The sequence below is a fragment of the Methylophilus sp. YYY-1 genome, from assembly GCF_029132825.1.
In the GTDB taxonomy this organism is placed as follows: Bacteria; Pseudomonadota; Gammaproteobacteria; order Burkholderiales; family Methylophilaceae; genus Methylophilus; species Methylophilus glucosoxydans.
The window spans coordinates 211,130-233,920 of sequence record NZ_WOVG01000001.1; the positions used below are offsets into that span (position 1 = coordinate 211,130).

Below are 22,791 nucleotides of genomic sequence, written 5' to 3' on the forward strand. Positions count from 1 at the left end.
TTATGTCTGACTTATCCAGCGATACTATTTTGTCTGCTTTGGCGCCTGCCAATATTCGTGCGATTGCGCCTTACCAAGGCGGTAAACCGATCAGTGAACTCGCTCGCGAGATGGGCCTTAACGAAGCCGATATTGTCAAATTGGCATCGAATGAAAACCCGCTGGGCATGAGCCCCAAGGCGCAAATGGCGGTAGAAGAGGCCATTGATGACATCGCGCGTTATCCTGATGGTAATAGCTTTGCTTTGCGCGATGCCGTAAGCCACAAGTATGGCGTCGCTCCCTCGCAAATTGTGTTTGGCAATGGTTCGAATGATATTCTGGAATTAGCGGCGCGCGCATTTTTGTCTGCAGGCGATGAGGTGATTTATTCGCAACATGCGTTTGCCGTGTATCCCTTGGTGACACAGGCCGTTGGTGCCACTGGTGTGGTGGTGCCCGCCATCGACTTTGGTCATGATTTGCCTGGTTTTTTAGGTGCTATGACACCTAAAACCAAACTGATTTTCGTGGCAAACCCAAATAATCCAACGGGTACATTGATTCCTAAAGCAATATTAAAGGATTTTCTACGCCAGGTGCCTAAAAATATTCTGGTGGTATTGGATGAAGCCTATGACGAGTATCTGTCAGCCACGGACAAATCTGAAGCGATTGGCTGGCTAAGCGAGTTTGAAAACCTGATCATTTCGCGTACTTTTTCCAAAGCCTATGGTTTGGCCGGATTACGCGTTGGCTTTGGTCTGATGCATGCCAGCCTGGCTGATTTGATGAATCGGGTACGGCAGCCATTCAATGTGAATAATCTGGCACAAATTGCAGCGACAGTGTCTTTGCAAGATGACGACTTTGTGGCGCGCAGCTATGCCGCCAATCAGGCCGGGATGGCGCAAATTACCCAAGGCCTGACGCAATTAGGCTTGAGTTATATCCCGTCATTCGGCAACTTTGTCAGCTTTAAGGTGACCAATGCGGGTGCCGTTAATCAGGCCTTGCTCAAGCATGGCGTGATTGTGCGGCCGGTGGCCAACTATGAAATGCCGGATTATCTGCGCGTCAGCATCGGCCTGTTTAGCGAGAATGCACGTTTTCTGGACGTGCTGGAAAAGATTTTAAAGTCATGACTGCATACGAAAAATTAGCCACCGACGACGTCAGGGTGCTGGAAGTTAAACCGCTCATCAAACCTGCAGAGCTGTTGTCACGCCTGCAGGAAAGCACGGTGAGCACACAAAATATCCTGCAGACGCGCACGGCCATTCACCAGATTCTGCATCAGGGCGATGACCGCTTGCTGGTCATCGTTGGGCCATGCTCTATTCATGATACCGAGGCGGGCATGGAGTACGCCAGGCGTCTGCTTGACGTTCGTCAGCGCCTGGGCAACGAGTTGCTCATTGTGATGCGGGTCTATTTTGAAAAGCCGCGTACAACAGTTGGCTGGAAGGGACTTATCAACGATCCGCATCTCGATGGTACTTACGACATTAATTTGGGCTTGGAAAAAGCTCGCCGATTTTTGCTCGATGTAAATGAAATCGGCATGCCAGCCGCCACCGAGTTTCTGGATGTGGTTTCCCCGCAATATACGGCAGACCTGGTCAGCTGGGGCGCGATTGGCGCCCGTACGACCGAGTCGCAAATCCACCGTGAACTAGCCTCTGGCTTGTCCTGCCCGGTGGGCTTTAAAAATGGTACCGATGGCGGTGCCAAAGTCGCGATTGATGCGATCAAGGCCGCTGCCAGCCCGCATCATTTCCTGTCAGTCACAAAAGAAGGCGAGTCGGCGATTTTTGCAACCAAGGGCAATGAAGACTGCCACGTGATTCTGCGCGGTGGCAAAACCCCTAACTACGATGCAAACAGCATTGCGGCTGTGTGTGATCAATTGGCTGAAGCGGGGCTGGCGCCTGTTTTAATGGTGGATTGCAGTCATGGCAATAGCCAAAAACTGTATAAAAACCAGATGGTCGTGGTCGATGATGTCGCGACGCAAATTGCTGGCGGCGATGCCCGGATCATAGGCGTTATGCTGGAGTCGCATCTCAATGAAGGCCGTCAGGATCATACGCCTGGCTGCAGCCTGAATTATGGTCAATCGATCACGGATGCCTGTCTGGGTTGGGACGACTCGGTCTCCGTGCTGGAGACACTGGCCGCAGCCGTGAAAGTCCGGCGTGCTAAGCGCGCTGCTGAGGAATAAGCCTCTCTGAACATCCGCCGTGCTCGAGGGCACGGCTTTTTTACGCCCATTTGCGAGCAAAACCTGAGTGCTCATGATAATCATGAGGGGGGAATCATTGTGAGTAGCAGGCTCTGACTGCAACGCATGCGTATGATGCCAGTCTTACTGATGAACAAGTGGCAAGCTGTTGCTGCAAGTGCAAACACAGAATTGTTGTATGATGCAGCGGTACAACACGATTAGAAGATCCAATGGAATAACGAGCGATTATGCATATACATGTTTTAGGTGCCGGGGCAGGCGGGGGCTTTCCGCAGTGGAATTGTAATTGTCAGAACTGTGATGGTCTGCGTAAAGGCACGATCAAGGCCAAACGCCGTACGCAATCATCCATCTGTGTCTCCAGTAATGGCATCGACTGGGTGTTGTTCAATGCCTCCCCAGATGTATTGCAGCAGATCCAGGAGTTTCCACCGTTGCAACCTGGGCGCGCCATTCGTGACTCAGGCATCCAGGCGATCATTTTGATTGATGCGCAAATTGACCACACGACAGGCTTGTTCATGTTGCGTGAAGGCCAGGTCAAGCGTGAGATTTATTGTACACAGGCCGTCTATGGCGACTTGACCTCTGGCAACCAGATTCTGAATATTCTGGGCCATTATTGTGGCGTCAATCATCATGAAATCCCGATTGATGCCAGTGATATCAGCCATGCGCACAGTTTTGAGATTCCCAACGTGCCCAATCTGCGGTTTACTGCCGTGGCCTTAAAGAGCGCAGCGCCACCATATTCGCCACACCGCAATGACCCGCATCCGGGCGATACCATAGGCGTATTGATTGAAGAAATCACCACAGGCAAAAAGTGCTGGTATTCCCCAGGGCTGGCAGAAATTGAGCCGCATTTACCACCACTGATGCACCAGGCGGATTGCATTATGGTCGATGGCACTTTTTGGACCAATACTGAAATGCTGGATATGGGCTTGATGACCAAGACTGCGCGTAGCATCGGTCATAATCCCCAGTCTGGCCCAGGCGGCATGATAGAAGAGTTGGACAAGTTTGGTACGGATAAGGCAGTGCGCAAGGTACTGATTCATATCAACAATACCAACCCCATTTTAAGGGAAGATTCCGCCGAACGCGCCATTCTGTCCGATCACAAGATCGAGGTGGCGTATGACGGCATGGACATCATTCTATAGGAGAGCATTATGAACGCAGTCAGCCACGATAACTTGCCATGGTCCCGTGAGGAGTTTGAAGCCAAACTCCGTGAAAAAGGGCAGGGCTATCATATCTATCACCCACTGCATATGTTGATGTATGAGGGCAAGTTGAGTAAAGAGCAACTGCAATGCTGGGTTGCCAACCGCTATTACTACCAGATCATGATCCCGCAAAAAGATGCGGCTATCATGTCTAACTGCCCGGATAAAGAAGTGCGTAAAGGCTGGATTCACCGGATTACGGACCATGATGGCTATGAAGGGTCTGAGGGCGGCATCGAGGCTTGGGTCAAACTGGGGGAGGCCGTGGGCCTGACACGTGAACAGGTGACCTCACTCGAGCTGGTGTCACCTGGCGTCCGTTTTGCGGTAGATGCCTATGTGAACTTTGCCCGTCAGCGCCCTTGGCAAGAAAGTGTCTGCTCCAGCCTCACCGAATTATTTGCACCACACATCCACCAGCAACGCATCAGTTCCTGGCCCACCATGTATCCGTGGGTAAAAGAAGAAGGCTTTATTTACTTTAAAAAGCGTTTGACCGAAGCCCGTCGTGACGTTGAGCAGGGCCTGGATATTACGCTGGATTATTTCAGTGTCAGCCGTGACATGCAGTTGCGTGCGCTGGACATTCTGCAATTCAAGCTGGATGTCTTGTGGGTGATTGCTGATGCCATCATGCTGGCCTCTACACAAGTCAAGGTTGAAGACCGCGACTATACCCGTCAGCCCGTGATTAAATTCAGATAAGCGAAAGCATTGTGATGGAAAACAACATTCAACATTCAGATATTTACGCCATTGCCTTGCATCATCGCTTTCAATGGGAAGAGGCACAACAGAGTTATGTCATTCTGTTTCCTGAAGGCATGGTCAAATTGCATGGTGGCGCAGGCGAAATTCTGAAACGTGTGGATGGCAAGACCAGTGTCGGTGAGATCGTGGCTGATCTGAAGGCCACGTTTCCCGACGCGGAAGATATTGAATCCGATATCGTCGGCATGTTTGACCTGGCGTTGGGTAAAGCCTGGCTACGCAAAATCAATTAAGCAAAGGTAACAACATGGCACAAATGAATAACGGTGTAGCATCCAGCGTGACGCGCAAACAGCCTTTATGGTTGCTGGCGGAAATCACCTATCGCTGTCCATTGCATTGCGCCTTCTGTTATAACCCGACCGATTATGACAAACATACCAAAAACGAATTAAGCACCGAGGAGTGGATCAGAGCCTTGCGGGAAGCCAGAAAAATGGGCGCCATACAGCTGGGCATCTCCGGCGGGGAGCCTTTGTTACGCGATGATATTGAAGAAATTGTGGCAGAAGCGCATAAGCTGGGCTACTACAGCAACCTGATTACTTCTGGCGTTGGGCTGACCGAAAAACGCATTCAGGCCTTTAAAGAAGGCGGCCTGGATCATATTCAGTTATCCATGCACGATATCACTGAAGAAATCAACAACTTCATTACAAACACCAAAACCTTCGAACTCAAGAAAAAAGTCGCGGCCATGATCAAAGATCATGGCTATCCCATGGTGTTAAATGTGGTGATTCACCGCTACAACATTGGGCATGTCGACAAGATTCTTGAGATGGCCGAAGCGCTGGGGGCCGATTACGTCGAGCTGGCCAATACGCAATATTATGGTTGGAGCCTGGTTAACCGCAGTCAGCTGATGCCGACGCGCGAACAGCTGGCAGAGGCCGAGCGCATGACCAACGCTTTTCGTGAGCGGGTAGGCAACAAGATGAAAGTATTTTTTGTCGTGCCGGATTATTTTGCCGATAGACCTAAAAAATGCATGAACGGCTGGGGCGAGGTGTTTATGATCGTCACCGCCAATGGCGACGTATTGCCTTGCCACTCGGCGCGTGCGCTGCCCGGACTGACCTTCCCGAATGTGCGGGAACATGGGCTGGAGTGGGCCTGGAATGAATCGCCAGCCTTCAACAAATATCGTGGCATGGATTGGCTCAAGGAACCTTGCCGCAGTTGCGATGAAAAAGAAAAAGACCTCGGTGGCTGCCGCTGCCAGTCTTATTTGCTGAGTGGCGATGCTGAGGCTGCTGATCCGGTCTGCACCAAGTCACCGCATCGCCATTTAATTGATGAAGCAATCAAGGATTCGGAAAACCCTTTGTTACGTGAGCAACCGATCATTTTCCGTAACGATAAAAATTCCAAGAAATATGTAGAAGGCGATAAAGAGCGTATTGAGCAGTTTCACGCATTGCCTTGATGCCTTGCTCGCCTGCATAATGTCAAAGGTGCCTGTTGGCACCTTTGCTTTTTAAAAGGGTATTTATTTTGCTTTCCCGTGCTTCTCTTTTGGTCCTTGTGCTGGCCATGCTCGCTGCTTTAGCGCCGTTTGCTATTGACACTTATCTGCCAGCCTTTCATGTGATGGCCGCTGAATTCGGCACAGATGAGCTGGCGATCCAGCAGAGTTTGACTTTATATCTGCTCCCTTATGCTGTGATGACGCTATGTCATGGCGCGATTTCAGATGCGATTGGACGCATTACCACGATCAAATGGGGCCTGGCGATTTTTATGCTGGCCAGCCTGGGTTGTGCATTTGCACCAAACGTGCAGACCTTATGGCTGTTCCGCGCGCTACAGGGCGTCAGTGGCGGGGCAGGTAACACCGTGGCACGCGCGATGGTGCGCGACCTGTTTGACGGGCCACAAGCGCAACGGGTGATGGCCACGGTACAATTGCTCTTTGGCATTGCGCCTGCGGTGGCCCCCATTCTGGGTGGCGTATTGCTAGGCATCCATTGGCAAGCCATTTTTCTCTTTCTGGCATTATATGCGGCGGTTGCCCTATGGATGGCGGTGCGTCATCTTCCCGAGACCGTTACCCCAGAAAAACGCATTGCTTTTTCAGTGGCTGGTATCGCCCACACCTATGGGCAAATGCTTAAGAACCGGCTGTTTCTATGCCTGATCACCTGCCTCGGTCTGAATTTTTCGGCGTTTTTTATTTATGTGCTGGCCAGCCCGGTGTTTCTGGTCAAACATCTGCATTTAAATAGCCAGCAATTTGGCTACCTGTTTATTCCTACGGTCACCGGAATGATGCTGGGCTCATGGATTTCTCGCTATACAGCGGGTAAGGTCGCTGCGGCCAGGCTGTTACGCTGGGCATTTGCCTGGATGGTCGCCATTGCAATATTGAATGTCTGCGTGCAAGTGGCGGCAAGTGATCAGCTGCATGAGGCCTGGTGGTTAGCCATTTTACCTATTGCCTTATTCAATATCGGCATGGCTACGGCCATGCCGGTGCTATCCATTGCCGCGCTGGATTGTTATCCAAAATTACGGGGGACGGCTGCCTCGGCACAGGCATTTATGCAAATGCTCTGTTCTACCTTGAGTTCGGCATTGGTGGTGCCATTGGTATGGCACTCACCCTTGACGCTTGCCTCCGCCATGCTCGCAATGACAGGCGTCAGCGCGTTGTTGCTGTTTTTCGTGCGTAGATTAAAGGTCAGCGCTTAATGTGAGCTTCATCGTCACTTTTCTCTGATTACTTTACCAGGGAGGGTACGGCGATACGCTGAAATATAGGGCATTTCCCGATTTGATCGCATGTTTGATACACCCACAGCTGTTTTAAGATAAAGCTGTAAACACTTGCCTTAAGTGAGTGATCCTAAAAAGAAATAGTGGGAGTCAAATATGGAAATGAACCGCGAACAAGAAGCGCAAAAAGCGTATGTCAGGCTGCTGACAGGTCAGGGCGTCAGCCAACGTGTTCTGGTACAGCGTGAATTTGTCATTGTTCGGTTAAGTGCATTTTTGAAAGATATTCCTGCAGATGGTAGCCATTATCGTCAGGCCGTAGACCGCTTTATTGCCAGTATTGATCCGGCAGAGATTCCAACGGTCTTACCGGTGATTCGTGAGTTTTTCTCGTTTTGGGTACGCGACATCAAGGCGATTGCCGCCATGAGCCAGGCGAAAGTCTTTAGTGGCACAACACCGGTGACCACCGTCACGCAGGATGAGCTGTTCAAGCATTGGTATGAGTTGGATAAAACCGTATTGAATAGCCAGGAAAAACAAACAATAGATGCATTTGAGCAGGTGATACTGATGCGTGGTTACGAGCCATCGGTATTCAAGGAGCGCATGCGCATGGCCAAATGTCTGCTACTTTCGTTGCGTCATGTGTCGTACAAGCAATCACACAGCTATCGCCAAATGGTCGATCGCAATCTGCCTCTGTTCAATGCGCTGGGTTCCCAGCATACCTTCTTGAGTGTTTCGCGCGAGTTTTATTATTTCTGGCGTGCAGATATGCTCAAACCGCAATCTGCACCAGCCAAGCCTGCTGTGAGCCAATCACGTGATATGGCCATGGCGGCTTAATTGCCTAAGTCGCTATTTGGCTGCATCATCCCTGATATTGGGGAAAAGTAACAAAAAAACGCCAGCTTAACGCTGGCGAATTTTTTGCAGGATCAATGCTGCCAGCTCTTCAATCGAGCGGCTCGTCGAGTCCGCCCATGGAATGCCAGCCTTACGCATCATGCCTTCGGCAATTTCGATTTCCTTACGGCAGTTATCCATGGAGGCATAAAAGCTGTCTGGACGGCGCTCGTTACGCACAGAGTGCAGACGCTCAGGTTTGATGGTCAGACCAAAAATTTTGTCCAGGTTTTTTTGTAAAGCCGCGGGCAGGGCACCGCGTTCAAAGTCTTCTGGAATCAATGGATAATTGGCCGCCTTGATACCAAACTGCATGGCCAGGTAAATACTCGTCGGTGTTTTCCCGCAACGAGAAACCCCGATCAGAATCACATCCGCTTCATCCAGCCCCGAGTTAGTCATGCCATCGTCGTGGTTTAGCGTGAAGTTAATCGCCTCCATGCGCTCAAGATAACTTTGCCCTTTGACGCTATAAGCAATGCTGGCGCCAGTCAGAGGCTCTTGGTTAAGCTCGGATCCCAGCGGGTAGATAAAGCGATGGAACAGGTCAATAAAGTAAGCGTTGGCTTGCTTTAAATGATTACGATGCTCACCGTTACCGATGGACATAATGACGATAGGACGAATCCCGTCCTGCTCAGCCACTCGTTGGATATGTTCAAACGCGGCTTGTACTCTTTCATCGTTATCGGTGAAAGGCAGTCGGGTCGTGGTGAATTGTGTGTTTGGAAAATGCTCGAGCAGCTTGCTCAAGGCACCCGCCGTAATCCCCGTACCATCAGAAATAATAAATACAGAACGGTGATTCATACAGGTAGGTGCCTCAAGTCAAATGCTGTTTTAATACTGACTGCTTATTTTTTTGTCAGACGTTGCCAGGTCGCAACCACGGTGTCCGGATTCAGCGACACGGATTGGATGCCTTCGGCGACCAACCACTCAGCAAAGTCTTCGTGGTCAGAAGGACCCTGACCGCAAATCCCGACGTATTTGCCCAGACGGTTGCAGGTATTGATGGCCATCTTCAACAGCACTTTCACTGCATCATTACGCTCGTCAAACCCATCGGCCAGGATGCCTGAGTCACGGTCCATGCCCAATGTCAGCTGTGTCAGGTCATTGGAGCCGATGGAGAAGCCATCAAAGTACTCCAGGAACTGCTCTGCCAGCAAGGCGTTGGCCGGAATTTCACACATCATGATCAGGCGCAGACCATTTTCGCCGCGCTTCAGGCCATTGGCTGCCATGATTTCGGTCACGGCACGCGCTTCTTCCAGCGTGCGAACAAACGGAATCATCAACTCAACATTGGACAAGCCCATTTCATCACGTACTTTTTTCATGGCCTGGCATTCCATGGCAAAACACTCTTTAAAGTCTTCAGCCATGTAGCGTGCTGCACCACGGAAACCAATCATTGGGTTTTCTTCATCGGGTTCATAAATGTCGCCACCGACCAGTTTTTTGTATTCGTTAGACTTGAAGTCTGAAGTACGCACAATCACTGGTTTTGGATAGAAAGCAGCGGCAATGGTCGCCACGCCTTCGGCCACTTTGTCGATGTAGAACTGTTTGGGGCTGGCATAGCCGCGGGCACGGTTCTTGATCGTCGCCTGTATGGCTGCCGGCATAGCGTCAACGTTCAGGATGGCTTTCGGGTGAATGCCAACCATGTTGTTAATCACAAATTCCAGGCGGGCCAGACCTACACCGTCATTTGGGGTTTGCGCAAAGGTAAACGCCATATCCGGGTTGCCAACGTTCATCATGATCTTGCAAGGTGGTTTGGACAGCTCGCTATTGGATTGCGTAGACACTTCATAGTCCAGCGCACCGTGATAGACAAAGCCGGTTTCACCTTCTGCACAAGACACCGTCACAATCTCGCCATCGCGCAACAGGTCAGTCGCGTTGACCGAGCCTACGATCGCTGGAATGCCCAGTTCACGTGCAATAATCGCTGCGTGGCAAGTGCGGCCGCCACGGTTAGTGACCAAGGCGCTGGCGCGCTTCATGACGGGTTCCCAGTTCGGGTCAGTCATGTCGGCAACCAGAACATCCCCTGGCTGTACTTCATGCATTTCAGAGGGATCCAGCACGATACGCACTGGACCCACGCCTACTTTTTGCGTCACGGCACGACCGGCGACCACTGGCACGGAGGCGTGTTTTTGCAGCTTGAAGGTTTCTGTGACGTTGTTGGCCGCTTCCTGGGATTTCACTGTTTCAGGACGGGCTTGCAGGATGTACAGTTTGTTATCCAGACCGTTTTTACCCCATTCAATATCCATTGGACAGCCATAATGCTGTTCAATCGTCATGGCATAGCCGGCCAATTCCAGAATGTCCGCATCAGTCAGGGAGTAACGGTTGCTTTCAGCTGGATCAACTTCCACGGTATGGGTGGATTTGCCGGCTTGTGTCGCATCCGAGAATATCATCTTGATCAGTTTTGAGCCCATGGTGCGACGCACAATGGCTGGCTTGCCTTGCGCCAGCAATGGCTTATGTACATAAAACTCATCCGGGTTGACCGCGCCTTGCACCACCGTTTCACCCAACCCATAAGACGAGGTGATGAACGCGACATCACGGTGGCCGGATTCAGTATCAATGGTAAACATGACACCGGCACAGCCAATGTCTGAACGTACCATTTGCTGCACACCCGCAGACAAGGCAACATCGGCGTGCACAAAGCCTTTGTGTACACGGTAGGAGATAGCACGGTCGTTATATAAAGAAGCAAACACTTCCTTGATGGCGTGGTTGATGTTGTCCAGGCCATGAATGTTGAGGAAGGATTCTTGCTGACCGGCAAAAGAAGCATCAGGCAAATCTTCAGCGGTTGCAGAAGAGCGCACCGCAAACGTGGTCCCTGGCGCTGATTTTTCAATCAATTTGGCATAATTGTCAGCAATCGCCGCCTGCAGGACAGGGGGGAACTCGGCTTCCATGATCCATTGGCGAATTTGCGCGCCTACGCGAGCCAGTTCTTGCGTGTCATCAGCATTTAGCTTGTCTAGCAAATCGTTAATCTTGTTGTTCAGTCCGCCTTGCGCTAAAAATTCACGGTAGGCATCTGCGGTCGTTGCAAAACCAGTCGGAACGCGCACACCTTTGGCAGAGAGCTGAGAAATCATTTCACCCAGTGAAGCGTTCTTGCCGCCCACGGATGGCACATCGGTGTTTCGTAGATTCTCAAATGGAATAACATGACTTACCATATAAAACCCTTAATGATTTAAAACTGGTGATAATCTATCGCGAAATGCAATGGATTGAATTCGATAAATAGAGGCCGTTTGCCAGACATCGTCTGATTATAGAATGACTTTTATTCCGTGCATTATGCCAAAATCATGTTTTAATGTCACGTCAACGTCAAAGACGTGAAATAATTTTTTTCACACTAAATAATATTAATGCCATGAATGCTCAGATCCCTGTCGATCGTTCGGTCAGTGTGGCCACTTATGGGCGTTTGCACCTGGGTTTTTTTAACCTCGGTGCGGACGATACGCGCCGGTTTGGTAGCATGGGGGTGGCGATCGATGCCTTTCAAACCGCGCTGACTGCCAGTATCGGTCCACAGTCTGCGCCACTGGACAGCTGGGCCGCTGCCATTGTACACCGTCATCTGGCTGCGCTTGGCGTGCAACAAGCCGTCAATCTGAATATACAGCAGGCAATCCCTCGCCATGGTGGGCTGGGCTCAGGCACGCAGATGGCCCTCGCCATTGGCGTCGCCCTCAATCACCTGTTTGCTCACACACTCACTGAATCGCACATTGCAGCCTTGCATCAGCGTGGTGGTCGTTCGGGCATAGGCATTGGTACCTTTGTTCAGGGCGGCCTGATTGTCGATGGCGGCCGTGGCCCGCATACCGTGGTGCCTCCCATTCTGGTTAGGCATGCGTTTCCGCAAGACTGGCATTTTTTGCTAATCACCGACAATAGCCGCGATGGCCTGCATGGGCAAGGTGAAAAAACAGCATTCCAACAATTGGCCCCGCAATCGGCCGCAGCCACCCAGGCGATACAGCAGCAACTGCTCAGTCACGGGCTGCCTGCCTTGATCGAACAGGATTTTGCTGCATTCAGTCAGTTTGTAGGCGATTTGCAAGCCTACAATGCCGAGTATTTTGCCCCGGCCCAGGGTGGCCTCTACGCCAGCCAAGGCGTCAGCCAGATTTTGGAGCAGCTCAAAGCGCAGGGGCATCGTGGCTTGGGGCAAACCTCCTGGGGGCCGACCGGATTTGTATTATTACCAACGCGTGCAGCAGCGGTAGCCTTGCAGATGCAATTGCTTGCCCGGTATGAAGATCGGCCTGCACTGGGGTTTATCGTCACCGCAGCCATAAATTCGCCAGCCTTGATTGAGGTCAAGGCATCTGTCGATTAACTTTTATTAAGATAATTTTGAAAAGTTACAATTTTCACGGTCTGCTCTTGATTTTGAACGGGGCTCTTAGTGTGTATATTTGAGCCTGAATCTATTTAACAAACGGTTTCAGGGGGAACAATGAAGAAAACCAGCATTATGCATTTGTTTACAGCCGCAAAAAATGCGAGTCCATTTGATGTCAATATGGCATTTGATGCAGGCTATGAAAAAATTATTTCTTATACCGACGTCACCCTGAATGAAATCATTCCATTGACTCAGGATGCCATTTTCTCCCGCAGTCCGAGTGGCCTCAAGCAACAGGCCTTGTTTTTTGGCGGCCGTGATATTCAAGTGGCGCTTGAAATGCAGAAGCAGGCACGTAGTGCCATGTTCAAACCTTTTGAGTGTCATACCTTTTCCGATCCCTCTGGCGCGTTTACAACCGCTGCAGCCATGTTGGCCAAGGTTGATTTTTACTTGCAAAAGTCCGGCAGCGGCCTGGGCAAGGAAAAAGTCGCCATTTTTGGCGCCAGTGGCACGGTAGGTTCTACCGCGGCATTGATCGCGGCACGCCAGGGCGCAACGGTGCTAATGGTGGCCCATGCCGAAATCGCGAGCATGCAGGCTTATGTGGACAAGTTGTCGACCAGTTACGACGTCAAATTGCAAGTGGTGGATGGTAGCAATGAAGCTGCGAAAATGGCGGTGTTGAACGAGGCCAGCGTGGCTTTGTGCGCAACCCCGGCTGGCGTGCGCGTGCTGGAGGTGCGTCATTTTGCCAACTCCAAAACACTGAAGGTGGTTGCTGATGTCAATGCCGTACCGCCGTCTGGCATTGAAGGCGTCGACACCTTCTCGAATGGTGGCATGATTGAAGGCACGCAAGTGGCCGGTTTTGGTGCGCTGGCGATTGGTCAGCTCAAATATGTCACCCAGAATAAATTGCTGGAGCAAATGTTGCAGAGCGAGAGCCCGATGCACATTGACTATCACGAGGCATATGAATATGCCTGTGCGCACGTAGAATAGGCTGCGCTTGCGGTTGGCCATTTTGTCGCACAGTGCACGCATTTATAGCCAGATGGCACGACGTGAGGGCTTTGACGTGTTGGCTGTGGACGCGTTTGCGGATGCCGAGACGCGACAAGCCGCACAAGCCTGTTTTATCTGGCCAGGGTTTGACAACCCAGGGGCTGCACATGTGATGGCCGACCTGTTTGCGCAACTCGATGCGTTTGCGCCAGAGGCCGTCGTGTTCGGTTCAGGATTTGAAGCCAATACAAAAGCGTATCAAGCATTGTGCGAGCGCTATCCGGTGTACGCCAATGCTGCCGAGGTCGTGATGCAGGTGAAGGATCCGTTAGTATTGCAGCAGACTTGTGAGCGCAGCGGCGTAGCATCGCCCATGGTGACAAGGCAAAAGCCGGTTTCTGGCACTTGGCTGTATAAACAGATCGGAGCATGCGGTGGCGGGCATGTGCAGATTGATGATTTCGCAGCGACAGGGCCGTCTGCAGCTTTTGACCAAGCCTATTGGCAAGCTTTTCAAGCGGGCCAGGCCGTTGGTCTGTTGTTTATCGCCCAGTCGAAAGCATGCGAGCTGATTGGCGTACATGCGCTTAAACAGCGTCCCGGCGGCTTTACCTATGCCGGCGCGAGCCGTCTGCACGATGAAAAAATATGGGCGGCAGCGCAGCAACTTTTGAACGCACTGCTGCCAAAGTTAAATTTGGTTGGTTTGAATAGCCTGGATGCGATCTGGGTAGAGGACACTTTACATGTGCTCGAGATCAATCCACGACTCAGTGCCAGCATGCGATTGTATAGCCAGATGCCTCTGATACAGGCACATCTGGCCAGTTGCCAGCAAGCGCAGGGGCCTGCACTGAAGCGACCGGCAGGCTACGCCAGCCATTGCATGGTTTATGCCCAACAGGCTATCACGGTCGGTTCACTCGACTGGCCAGAATGGGTAGAAGATCGGCCAACAACCCATGAGATTGCAGCCGGACAACCGGTGTGCAGTCTTTATGCTGAAGCAGAGACTGCGTGCGGAGTGCGCGCGGCCTTGCAAGACCAAAAAACACAACTTGAAAAATTATGGGGGACGTATGTCTGCAAGCACATCGAATTCAATATCCACTAATGAGCAACCGTCAAGCATTAGCGTTCAACGCTACAGCGCACCGCTAGTTGCTGAGCTGGTTGCCAATGCAGCCGCCTTGGGCTGTGCGGTATCCACCCACGAGACAGGGGCAACCATCGTCGATGCCGGCATTCAAGTCCCTGGAGGATTGGAAGCCGGTCGCCTGATTGCTGAAATCTGTATGGGCGGACTCGGTAATGTGGCCTTGCGCCATGTGCCGCAATTTGCCAACTGGCCATTAAGTGTGGTGGTCACGGCCAAACAACCGGTGATTGCCTGCCTGGGCAGCCAGTATGCCGGCTGGGCGCTGTCCCATGAAAAATTCTTTTCGCTGGGTAGCGGTCCTGCACGGGCGATTGCACAGCGTGAAGAGGTGTTTAAAGACATCAATTACCGCGACCAGGGTGAGCAATCGGTATTGGTCCTTGAAACTGACAAGGTGCCGCCTGCCGCCGTGATTGAAAAAGTATCCAAAGACACCGGGCTTCCGGCGAATAAACTCACCTTTATCCTGACGCCTACACGCAGTGTAGCCGGTTCATTACAAGTGACTGCGCGCGTGCTCGAAGTAGCCTTGCATAAATGTCACGCCTTGCATTTTGATTTGTCTGCCATTGTGGATGGATACGGGATTGCGCCGGTGCCTGCACCATCGCCAGACTTTATCGTCGGCATGGGCCGCACCAATGATGCGATTTTGTTCGGTGGCTTTGTGCAGTTGTTTGTGAATACGGACGATGCTGCCGCGGAAGCCCTGGCAACACAATTACCTTCTTCCGCCTCCAAAGACTATGGTCGTCCTTTTGCTGAGGTATTTAAAGCGGTGAATATGGACTTTTACCAGATTGACCCGATGTTATTCTCTCCGGCCAAAGTCAGTGTCAGCAATGTAAAAACGGGCCGCACATTCTTTGCTGGAAAATTCAATGAAGATCTTTTAAATCAATCTTTTGGTAGCTAAATCTAAAGTGATTTAATATGTTCTGAACGCAGGCGTCGGATCTCAAAACCCGTACCTGCGTCATCGTGCAAACCTTATGCAAGTTGTTCCCATTTTTACTGACGAAGTGGCCCAGGCCGGTGGCTGGCATGGCCAGAGCTTGGCTCAGGCGTTTGCCCGTCGTGGCTGGCAAGCGCTGATGGTGTCACTGGATAGCTGTCATCTGAGTATCGCCAATCAGCAGGTGCTGATTCATATCCCCGGCTTGACCCAACCAGCCCCCATGGCCTTTGTGCGTGGGGTAGCCGCAGGCACGACACAACAAATTATTACGCGCATGAACCTGCTGCATACTTTGCAGCGGCAGGGCATGGTCATTTATAACTCGGCACGTGCCATCGAAACCACGGTGGATAAAGGGCTCACCAGTCAATTTTTGGCAGAGCAGGGCGTGGCGACGCCAGCTACTTGGGTTTGTGAGCATCGGCACATTGCGCATATGTTGATGCAGCAGGCACTGGATACTGGAAAAGCGCTGGTGATCAAGCCGTTGTTTGGCTCGCAAGGCAAAGGCGTGCGTCTCATCGAAAGCCGTCAGCAGTTTGCCTTGCCGCAAGACCCTTTCGTTGATGGCGTGTATTACTTGCAGGAAAAAATTGAGTGCGGGCCTTACCAGCATGATTACCGTGTGTTTGTGGTGCGCGGGGAGCCGATTGCCGTGATGCAGCGGCAAGGTGACAGCTGGTTGCATAATGTGGCGCGTGGTGCACGTTGCAGTGCCTGTGACGAACAGGATGTGGCTGACATTGGCGTGCGCGCTGCACAGGCCGTGAATATCGCCTATGCCGGGGTCGACGTGATGCGGGATAAACATGGCAAATTGTGGGTGATCGAGGTTAACAGTATCCCGGCCTGGCGTGGGCTGCAAAGTATTACCTCGTTTGACATCGCGGATGTGCTGGTCAATGATTTGTTACAGCTGGCTGATGCTTAAATGATGCAGATGAATACACAGATTCAAACCGCTTATTTGCAGGCTTGCCTGGCCGAGCTCGAAGCGCTCAAGCCCGGCAATGTGCATATTTTTGCTGATGGTCATGGCATGCAGGTCCAGCATTTCGTTGAGAGCGCACATGTCTCGGCACCTGCGCTGTGTGACGATGCGCAATTTGGCAAGCGCAGCCTTGGGCAACGTGTTTTGCAGGCCTTGCAGGCCACCTACACCCAAGTCGGTTGTAATACTAATCTGGGGATTGTCTTGTTGGCCGCGCCGCTGGTGCAGGCTACGGTGGATTATGCGGCTTTGCCGTTAAAGACCGGCTTGCAGCAAGTCTTGCAGCAGACCACTGTGGAGGATGCGGCAGCGGTCTATGCCGGGATTCGTCTGGTGAATCCGGCCGGCATGGGGCAGCGCAGTGAGCATGATGTCTCAGAAGCGCCACAGATTACCTTGTTGCAAGCCATGCAACTGGCCAGCGCGCAGGATGAAATCGGCCGTCAATATAATGAGGGCTATGCCCGTCTGTTTGAGGAAGCGCTGCCCCTTTATCTTGAACAATGCCAACGCTGGGAACGTCCCGCCTGGGCGTTGACGGCGGCTTATTTGTACTGGCTTTCCAGCGTGCCGGATAGTCATATTGTGCGCAAATATGGCTTGCAGACAGCGCATGAGGTGCAAACTACCGCCGGGCAGCATTATCAGGCACTGCTGGCGCTAGATAATCCTAAAACCTACCTGCCTGCATTGCTGGCCTGGGATCAATCACTGAAAGCGGAGCGCTTAAATCCGGGCACCAGTGCGGATTTAACGGTCATCACAGCCATGTTGGCAACCATGCAAACAACCGGCGCCCACACCCTATAAGTCAATGCCTGACCTGCGGTATACTACAGGATTGACATGATTTAGTCAGTCTGGAGCCGCGTATGTCCGAGCAATTATTCACCGAGCAGGAAATTCAACAACTTTTGAGTAGCTCTTTGCCGCATTGGTACTATGAAGAGGGCTGGATACGCCGCAAATATAAAACCAATAGCTGGAAAGGGACGCTGATGGTGGTTAACACCATCGGTCATCTAGCAGAAGCGGCTTGGCACCATCCTGACCTGACGGTTTCTTATGCCTTTGTCATCGTCAAGTTATGCACGCACAGCGCAAAAGGCATCACGATGAAAGACATAGAACTCGCCAGAAAAATTGAAGAGGTGATTCAATGGCAACCTGCTCAGCAAGCAGGCTCAGCCTTAGAGGGCACACCACAAGATGACCTCCGCTTTAGTTACGTCAAATACGACCAATAACTGTTTTTACGTTTAATCTTCATTGTTGATGTTGTTGTATGCCTGCCCCAGATAAAAGCCATCTACCGCCAGCGATCTTTTTTATGGGCCCGACGGCTAGTGGCAAAACAGCCGCCACCATTGCGCTAGCCCAGCGCTTTCCGGTGGAAATCATCAGTGTCGATTCTGCGCTCGTCTATCGCGGCATGGACATTGGCACCGCCAAACCCGATGCCGAGACCTTGCGCCAGGCGCCACACCATTTAATCGATTTAATCACGCCACTGGAGCAGTATTCCGCCGCCCAATTTGCCAAGGATGCGTTAGCGCTCATGCACACTGCCACCGCCAACGGACGCATCCCGGTGCTCGTGGGCGGCACCATGCTTTATTTCAACGCCTTGCAACATGGCTTGAGCGACTTGCCGCCGGCGGACCCTGTCATCCGCGCGCAAATCGAAGCTGAAGCAAGCGCGGTTGGCTGGCCAGCCATGCATGCCCAATTAGCCAGCATAGACTCCAGCGTGGCTGCCAAAATCCATACCACTGACTCGCAACGCATCGAGCGTGCCTTGGAAGTGTATCGCATCAGTGGTCAGCCCATGAGCGCCCTGCGCGCGCAGTCCGAAAAAGTCACGCTACCGTTTGATATCCTCAAAATCGCCCTCATGCCTAGCGATCGCAGTGTCTTGCATCAGCGCATTGCCGATCGTTTTCAAGCCATGCTGAAACAAGGCTTTATTGAGGAGGTTCAAGGCTTGCTCAGTGCCTATCCGCAACTCACCACCGAGACACCAAGCATGCGTTGCGTCGGTTACCGTCAGGTGTTGCAGCACCTCAATGGCGAGATTGACCTGCCCACCTTGGCTGATCATGGCGTCTACGCGACGCGGCAATTGGCGAAGCGCCAACTCACCTGGTTACGTGGTATGGATGATGTCGAGGTCCTGGATTGCCTAAGTCAGGATTGGATAAATCAGATGCTGACAAAGATAAAATCGCATCTCTAATTGTTGATTGATGTTTGAAACAAAAAAGCCTGACAAGGATGTCAGGCTTTTTTACTATTCCAGAACCTATTTAATAGGCGCTGTCTTGTCCCACGGCGGTCAACCAAACGGTTTTTGCCACGATCAACATATCCAGACGAGGGCTCCAGTTGCGCAAGTACTCCAAATCGTAATGTACCCGCTGCTCCATTTTTTCCAAGGTGTCAGTCTCGCCACGAAAGCCGTTGACCTGCGCCCAGCCGGTAATCCCAGGCTTGACCTTATGGCGCACCATATAGCCTTTAATCAGTTTGCGGTACTCTTCATTATGCGCCACCGCATGAGGGCGTGGCCCAACAACACTCATGCGTCCTTGCAGCACATTAATAAACTGAGGCAACTCATCCAGTGATGTTTTGCGCAAAAAAGCACCCAGGGGCGTGATGCGCTGGTCATTTTTAGTCGCTTGCGTCACTTTGGTGCCATCCTCAGTCACGGTCATTGAGCGGAACTTATACACCAGAATCTCCTGGCCATCCAACCCGTAACGGCGCTGCTTGAATATCACCGGACCTGGGGAGGTGAGTTTTACCCCCGCTGCGATAATCAGCAAGATTGGGGAGATTAATATCAGTACAATTAATGAAAACAAAATGTCTGCCGTGCGTTTAATCATGCCGTCCACCCCTGTAAACGGCGTTTCGCAAACAGAAACCACAGGAATGCCATTCACGTCGGAAACCCGGCCCTGAATCAAATCTGTGACAAAAATATCAGGCACAAAATAAATTGAGGCGGTGGTATCTTTCAAGTCATCCAGCAGTTTCAAAATGCGAGGATGGCTAGACATCGGCAGCGCAATATAAATAGTATGTATCTGGTGTGACTTGCAGTAGAGAGGGATATCAGTCAAGGCGCCTAAGATCTCAAAGCCATGATTCTGGGGGGCGCGCTCAGGCGCACGGTCCTCAAAAAAGCCCAATACGTTGACACGGCTATATTCATCAGCCAGTAAATTATTGGCAACAACCAAGCCTTGTTCATTGAGGCCAATGATCACTGCGTTTTTGGCAGGCCCCTGCAAACGGATGAAGAATGGCGAAAGCTCTTTGAGAGCCGTCAGGCCCAGAATCTGCGCAATAGGTGTACCGATTAGCCATGTATAAATGATTTGAGGCGTAAATAGCGACATGTAACCAGTGATTTCGGCAAAGATCAGCACCATGCTTGCCAACAATAACCACTGAAAAATGACATCCCGCGACATTTTCCAAAAACCTAACCGTATTTTTGCGCCACTTGGAAATGTGACCGAAAACAAAAGAATTGAGGTGAAGAAGATAGAGATCGGTATACGGTCTTCAAAATAGATAAAAATTCCCCACATGAAAAAAACCATAATCAGCGGCTCGACAATCGACTCTACAAAATAAAGCGGGCTGCGTGGGCCAGAAGAGAGTCCAGCAATGGTTCTGATTGGAGGTTTGATTGTTTTTTTCATGATTTCTAAGTTCTGGGTATCGATTTGAGTTTAACCAAATTAAACAAAGTCAGCAATTACCAATTGGTAAGAAAACTAAAGGGATGATGATAAAAATATATTTTTCTTTCACTGAGGAGTTTACGCGCCAAGGTCAAGATAATAAAACGATTATCAAAAAGTTAAATTTCTGTAGTAATAAATCCAGATTTACAGGTTAGAATGTAAGCCAAGTATCTAATCGAAGTTGCTTAAATTATGTCATCACACAAGCAATCACAAAAAATCAGAATAAATCCCGCTTTACAATGTTGGCTTGCTTTTTCGTTTGGTATTGCTTCAGTCAACGTCGTTGCTGATGAGTTTGATACTTTGCAATTCAATACCTCTGTAAGTCGTGCTTATGATGACAACTTATTTAGAGTTAAAAATAATCAAACATCTGACCAAATTACGACCTATACTGCGGGTATCAAGCTTGATAAAACATATTCTTTACAACGTATTATTGCTGACATTTCATATGTAGATTACAAGTATCAAAATAGTACTTTTCTGGATTTTGATGCAATTAATTACGATGCAAAATGGCTATGGTCGTTGACTCCAGCTTTGACTGGCACCTTGTCAACAAGCAGAAATAAGACTTTGAATGGGTTTAGTGATTTTCGTTTGCTTACACAAAACATTAGGACAACCGACGTCAATCAATTTAGAGCTGAATACTCTCCATATAAGGTTTGGGCATTAATTGCCGGACTAACAGAGTCAGACGTTCAAAACAGTCAAACCTTTAACGCAATTGCGCAATATAAAGCGACAGCATTAGATTATGGTGCAAAATATAACTTTGCCTCGGGCAGTAATTTAAGCTTTCTCGCCCATAACCGAGATGGTAAGTTTGATCGCGCATTAAATCCTAATGCACTGTTCGATAATGGATTTAGTGAGAATGAGTTTGAACTTGACTTCGTGTTGAAACCCACTGGTAAAAGCAACCTTACAAGTAAAATTGGACACTTATCAAGAGAGTATGACAATTTTACAGTGCGTAACTATGATGTCTGGATTGGGTATGTACGTTACGATGTGCTTTTAACTGGAAAGATCAGAGCCAGTATTGATTTGACTCGCTCAGCAAGTCCCTTTGAGACTGAATATAGTACATACAGCCTGACTGATTCCGCAACTCTAGGGTTTAATTATTTATATTCGGAAAAAATTACAATCTCCTTAAATGGTCGCCTTGCAGAGCGTGATTTCAAAAAACGAGTGTTGTTGACAGCAGCTTCAAGAAATGATGACGAAAAGAGCATCTCTGCTTCGTTATCATGGCGGCCAATTAAAAATGTCGGTTTGACTTTAAACACTAGCCGATCAAGTCGAAACGCAAGTACCTCTTATAACAGTTTTGACTACGAAGATCTCACTACGAGCGTTATGGTCGATTTAAAGATCTGATTAATTATTTGTTAGGGATAACATTCCAAGATTAGCGCTAATACTTAATTCTTCTTAAAAACCTGAAATTTAAGAAATATGTCACAAACAATGGGTTTAATGACAAATTAAATCTATCTGTTGAATTAATATTTTTTAAATATCCAATTAAACTTGCATTAAAGTTGCCGTAATACGTATTTAATTATTAACGACGAAAAGAGTTCATCGCTTATGAAACAGTTTTTTAAGTTACTCTCAACCATTTTAATATTAGTAGTTTCAACATTGGCCCATGCAGACTATACCCTTGGTGCAGGGGATTATGTCAGAGTCACAGTGTATGGCGATGCAGATTTAATGCGTGAGACACGTGTTTCAGAGGATGGCGTATTGACGATGCCTTTAATTGGTGAGGTCAAGGTGGGTGGTTTAACTACCATCGAAAGTGAAAAGCGCATTGCAGAACAGTTAAAACGTGGCGGCTTTATCGCCAATCCACAAGTTTCGGTGCTTGTATTGGAGTTTATGAGTAAAACAGTCTCTGTGTTAGGTGGAGTGCTCAAGCCAGGCCGTTATCCAATCACCAGACCAACTGATGTGAAAGATATGTTGGCAGAAGCTGGTGGACTCAATGCTGAGGCCTCCGAAATCATTACGGTTGTGCGTGGTGACAAACGCAGCGAGTATGATTTACATGAGGTGATTGAACATCGCAACCTAAATGATCAAGACATCAGACTGACAGGTGGCGAAACAATTTACGTGAGTATGCGCGACGTGGCTGTAACCGGCCAGGTTTTACGTCCCGGTAAATATGGTATTCAAGGTGGAACACGCAAAATCAGTGATTTTGTCGCCTTGGCGGGAGGATCTACCGAAGCTGGTGGGGAAACACTTTATTTTACAACTCAGCGTTCCGGTAGTGCAGTGACTCAAGAAATCAACATTGATGAACTCTTCAGATCGCCTGCTAGTGCCTTGAATAAAGAGTTGATGCCTGGTGATGTTATTTACGTTCCCAAAGCACCACAGGTGTATATTTATGGCGAAGTGCAACGTCCTGGAATGTACAAGATAGATAAAAATATGACAGTTATGCAGGCAATTGCAAAGGCTGGGGGTTTAACAGTGCGAGGTACGCAACGTTCAGTCAAACTTCATAGAAAAAATTCTGAGGGAGCAACAGTAAAACAAGCACCTGATTTGTCGGGAACCTTGCAGGATGAAGATGTATTGTTTATCGAAGAAAGCCTGTTGTAATCA

Annotated in this window: 21 protein-coding genes; 18 read left to right on the plus strand and 3 right to left on the minus strand. The window is 49.9% G+C overall.

Annotated features, from left to right (window positions below; translation table 11 throughout):
• Nucleotides 1-2 precede the first annotated feature (2 nt).
• The 8 genes from hisC (at nucleotide 3) to GOC95_RS00975 (ending at nucleotide 7,800) form a co-directional block, all read left to right on the plus strand.
• Nucleotides 3-1,124 carry a histidinol-phosphate transaminase gene (hisC, locus tag GOC95_RS00940; RefSeq protein WP_194746826.1) on the plus strand — a complete coding sequence of 374 codons (1,122 nt, stop codon included), beginning with the start codon at nucleotides 3-5 and terminating at the stop codon, nucleotides 1,122-1,124.
• Entirely contained in the window at nucleotides 1,121-2,203 is a 1,083-nt protein-coding gene (locus GOC95_RS00945; protein WP_275355079.1) for a 3-deoxy-7-phosphoheptulonate synthase, read from the plus strand. The genes hisC and GOC95_RS00945 overlap by 4 nt, the downstream gene beginning before the upstream one ends.
• A gap of 251 nt (nucleotides 2,204-2,454) precedes the next feature.
• Entirely contained in the window at nucleotides 2,455-3,396 is a 942-nt protein-coding gene (pqqB, locus tag GOC95_RS00950; protein ID WP_194746824.1) for a pyrroloquinoline quinone biosynthesis protein PqqB, read from the plus strand.
• A gap of 9 nt (nucleotides 3,397-3,405) precedes the next feature.
• Nucleotides 3,406-4,167, plus strand: a complete 762-nt coding sequence (gene pqqC, locus GOC95_RS00955) for a pyrroloquinoline-quinone synthase PqqC (RefSeq protein ID WP_275355082.1) — start codon at nucleotides 3,406-3,408, stop codon at nucleotides 4,165-4,167.
• 14 nt (nucleotides 4,168-4,181) lie between these two features.
• Nucleotides 4,182-4,466 carry a pyrroloquinoline quinone biosynthesis peptide chaperone PqqD gene (gene pqqD / locus GOC95_RS00960; protein WP_194746822.1) on the plus strand — a complete coding sequence of 95 codons (285 nt, stop codon included), beginning with the start codon at nucleotides 4,182-4,184 and terminating at the stop codon, nucleotides 4,464-4,466.
• Nucleotides 4,467-4,480: 14 nt separating this feature from the next.
• Nucleotides 4,481-5,662 carry a pyrroloquinoline quinone biosynthesis protein PqqE gene (gene pqqE, locus GOC95_RS00965; RefSeq protein ID WP_194746821.1) on the plus strand — a complete coding sequence of 394 codons (1,182 nt, stop codon included), beginning with the start codon at nucleotides 4,481-4,483 and terminating at the stop codon, nucleotides 5,660-5,662.
• Nucleotides 5,663-5,727: 65 nt separating this feature from the next.
• Nucleotides 5,728-6,927, plus strand: a complete 1,200-nt coding sequence (locus tag GOC95_RS00970; protein ID WP_275356370.1) for a multidrug effflux MFS transporter — start codon at nucleotides 5,728-5,730, stop codon at nucleotides 6,925-6,927.
• 180 nt (nucleotides 6,928-7,107) lie between these two features.
• Nucleotides 7,108-7,800 (plus strand): hypothetical protein, encoded by a 693-nt coding sequence (locus GOC95_RS00975; RefSeq protein WP_194746820.1) that lies wholly within the window; start codon nucleotides 7,108-7,110, stop codon nucleotides 7,798-7,800.
• A gap of 66 nt (nucleotides 7,801-7,866) precedes the next feature.
• Here the strand turns inward: GOC95_RS00975 and GOC95_RS00980 are convergent, their stop codons facing one another.
• Both GOC95_RS00980 and ppsA read right to left on the minus strand, forming a co-directional pair.
• Nucleotides 7,867-8,670, minus strand: a complete 804-nt coding sequence (locus GOC95_RS00980; protein WP_275355085.1) for a pyruvate, water dikinase regulatory protein — start codon at nucleotides 8,668-8,670, stop codon at nucleotides 7,867-7,869.
• A gap of 44 nt (nucleotides 8,671-8,714) precedes the next feature.
• Nucleotides 8,715-11,087: a phosphoenolpyruvate synthase gene (ppsA, locus tag GOC95_RS00985; RefSeq protein ID WP_194746818.1), complete on the minus strand. Its 2,373-nt coding sequence runs from the start codon at nucleotides 11,085-11,087 to the stop codon at nucleotides 8,715-8,717.
• Between the two features lie 203 nt (nucleotides 11,088-11,290).
• Between ppsA and GOC95_RS00990 the strand changes: the two genes are divergently transcribed.
• From GOC95_RS00990 to miaA, 8 genes are all read left to right on the plus strand, one after another.
• A complete protein-coding gene (locus GOC95_RS00990) occupies nucleotides 11,291-12,265 on the plus strand; it encodes a hypothetical protein (RefSeq protein WP_275355087.1) in 975 nt (324 codons plus the stop codon).
• Between the two features lie 120 nt (nucleotides 12,266-12,385).
• Nucleotides 12,386-13,279: an NAD(P)-dependent methylenetetrahydromethanopterin dehydrogenase gene (locus tag GOC95_RS00995; RefSeq protein WP_194746816.1), complete on the plus strand. Its 894-nt coding sequence runs from the start codon at nucleotides 12,386-12,388 to the stop codon at nucleotides 13,277-13,279.
• Between the two features lie 7 nt (nucleotides 13,280-13,286).
• Nucleotides 13,287-14,396, plus strand: a complete 1,110-nt coding sequence (locus GOC95_RS01000; RefSeq protein ID WP_275355090.1) for an ATP-grasp domain-containing protein — start codon at nucleotides 13,287-13,289, stop codon at nucleotides 14,394-14,396.
• Nucleotides 14,362-15,357 (plus strand): methenyltetrahydromethanopterin cyclohydrolase, encoded by a 996-nt coding sequence (gene mch, locus GOC95_RS01005; RefSeq protein ID WP_275355092.1) that lies wholly within the window; start codon nucleotides 14,362-14,364, stop codon nucleotides 15,355-15,357. Before GOC95_RS01000 ends, mch begins: the two co-directional genes overlap by 35 nt.
• Nucleotides 15,358-15,433: 76 nt before the next feature.
• The gene (locus GOC95_RS01010; RefSeq protein WP_275355094.1) at nucleotides 15,434-16,330 is read left to right on the plus strand and encodes a RimK family alpha-L-glutamate ligase; all 897 of its coding nucleotides are present in this window, start codon (nucleotides 15,434-15,436) and stop codon (nucleotides 16,328-16,330) included.
• 9 nt (nucleotides 16,331-16,339) lie between these two features.
• Complete coding sequence (locus GOC95_RS01015; RefSeq protein WP_275355096.1) at nucleotides 16,340-17,200, plus strand: triphosphoribosyl-dephospho-CoA synthase; 861 nt, start codon at nucleotides 16,340-16,342, stop codon at nucleotides 17,198-17,200.
• Nucleotides 17,201-17,262: 62 nt separating this feature from the next.
• A complete protein-coding gene (locus GOC95_RS01020) occupies nucleotides 17,263-17,637 on the plus strand; it encodes a 4a-hydroxytetrahydrobiopterin dehydratase (RefSeq protein ID WP_275355098.1) in 375 nt (124 codons plus the stop codon).
• Between the two features lie 38 nt (nucleotides 17,638-17,675).
• Nucleotides 17,676-18,626 carry a tRNA (adenosine(37)-N6)-dimethylallyltransferase MiaA gene (gene miaA, locus GOC95_RS01025; protein WP_275355099.1) on the plus strand — a complete coding sequence of 317 codons (951 nt, stop codon included), beginning with the start codon at nucleotides 17,676-17,678 and terminating at the stop codon, nucleotides 18,624-18,626.
• A 70-nt stretch (nucleotides 18,627-18,696) separates the two neighbouring features.
• On the opposite strand, the gene GOC95_RS01030 is transcribed toward miaA, so the two are convergent.
• Nucleotides 18,697-20,004, minus strand: coding sequence for an undecaprenyl-phosphate glucose phosphotransferase (locus GOC95_RS01030; RefSeq protein ID WP_338657585.1), 1,308 nt, complete (start codon nucleotides 20,002-20,004; stop codon nucleotides 18,697-18,699).
• A gap of 339 nt (nucleotides 20,005-20,343) precedes the next feature.
• On the opposite strand from GOC95_RS01030, the gene epsL reads away from it, so the two are divergent.
• Both epsL and GOC95_RS01040 read left to right on the plus strand, forming a co-directional pair.
• The gene (gene epsL, locus GOC95_RS01035; protein ID WP_275355102.1) at nucleotides 20,344-21,546 is read left to right on the plus strand and encodes an XrtB/PEP-CTERM-associated polysaccharide biosynthesis outer membrane protein EpsL; all 1,203 of its coding nucleotides are present in this window, start codon (nucleotides 20,344-20,346) and stop codon (nucleotides 21,544-21,546) included.
• A gap of 213 nt (nucleotides 21,547-21,759) precedes the next feature.
• Nucleotides 21,760-22,788 (plus strand): SLBB domain-containing protein, encoded by a 1,029-nt coding sequence (locus tag GOC95_RS01040; RefSeq protein WP_275355104.1) that lies wholly within the window; start codon nucleotides 21,760-21,762, stop codon nucleotides 22,786-22,788.
• The last annotated feature ends 3 nt before the right edge of the window (nucleotides 22,789-22,791 follow it).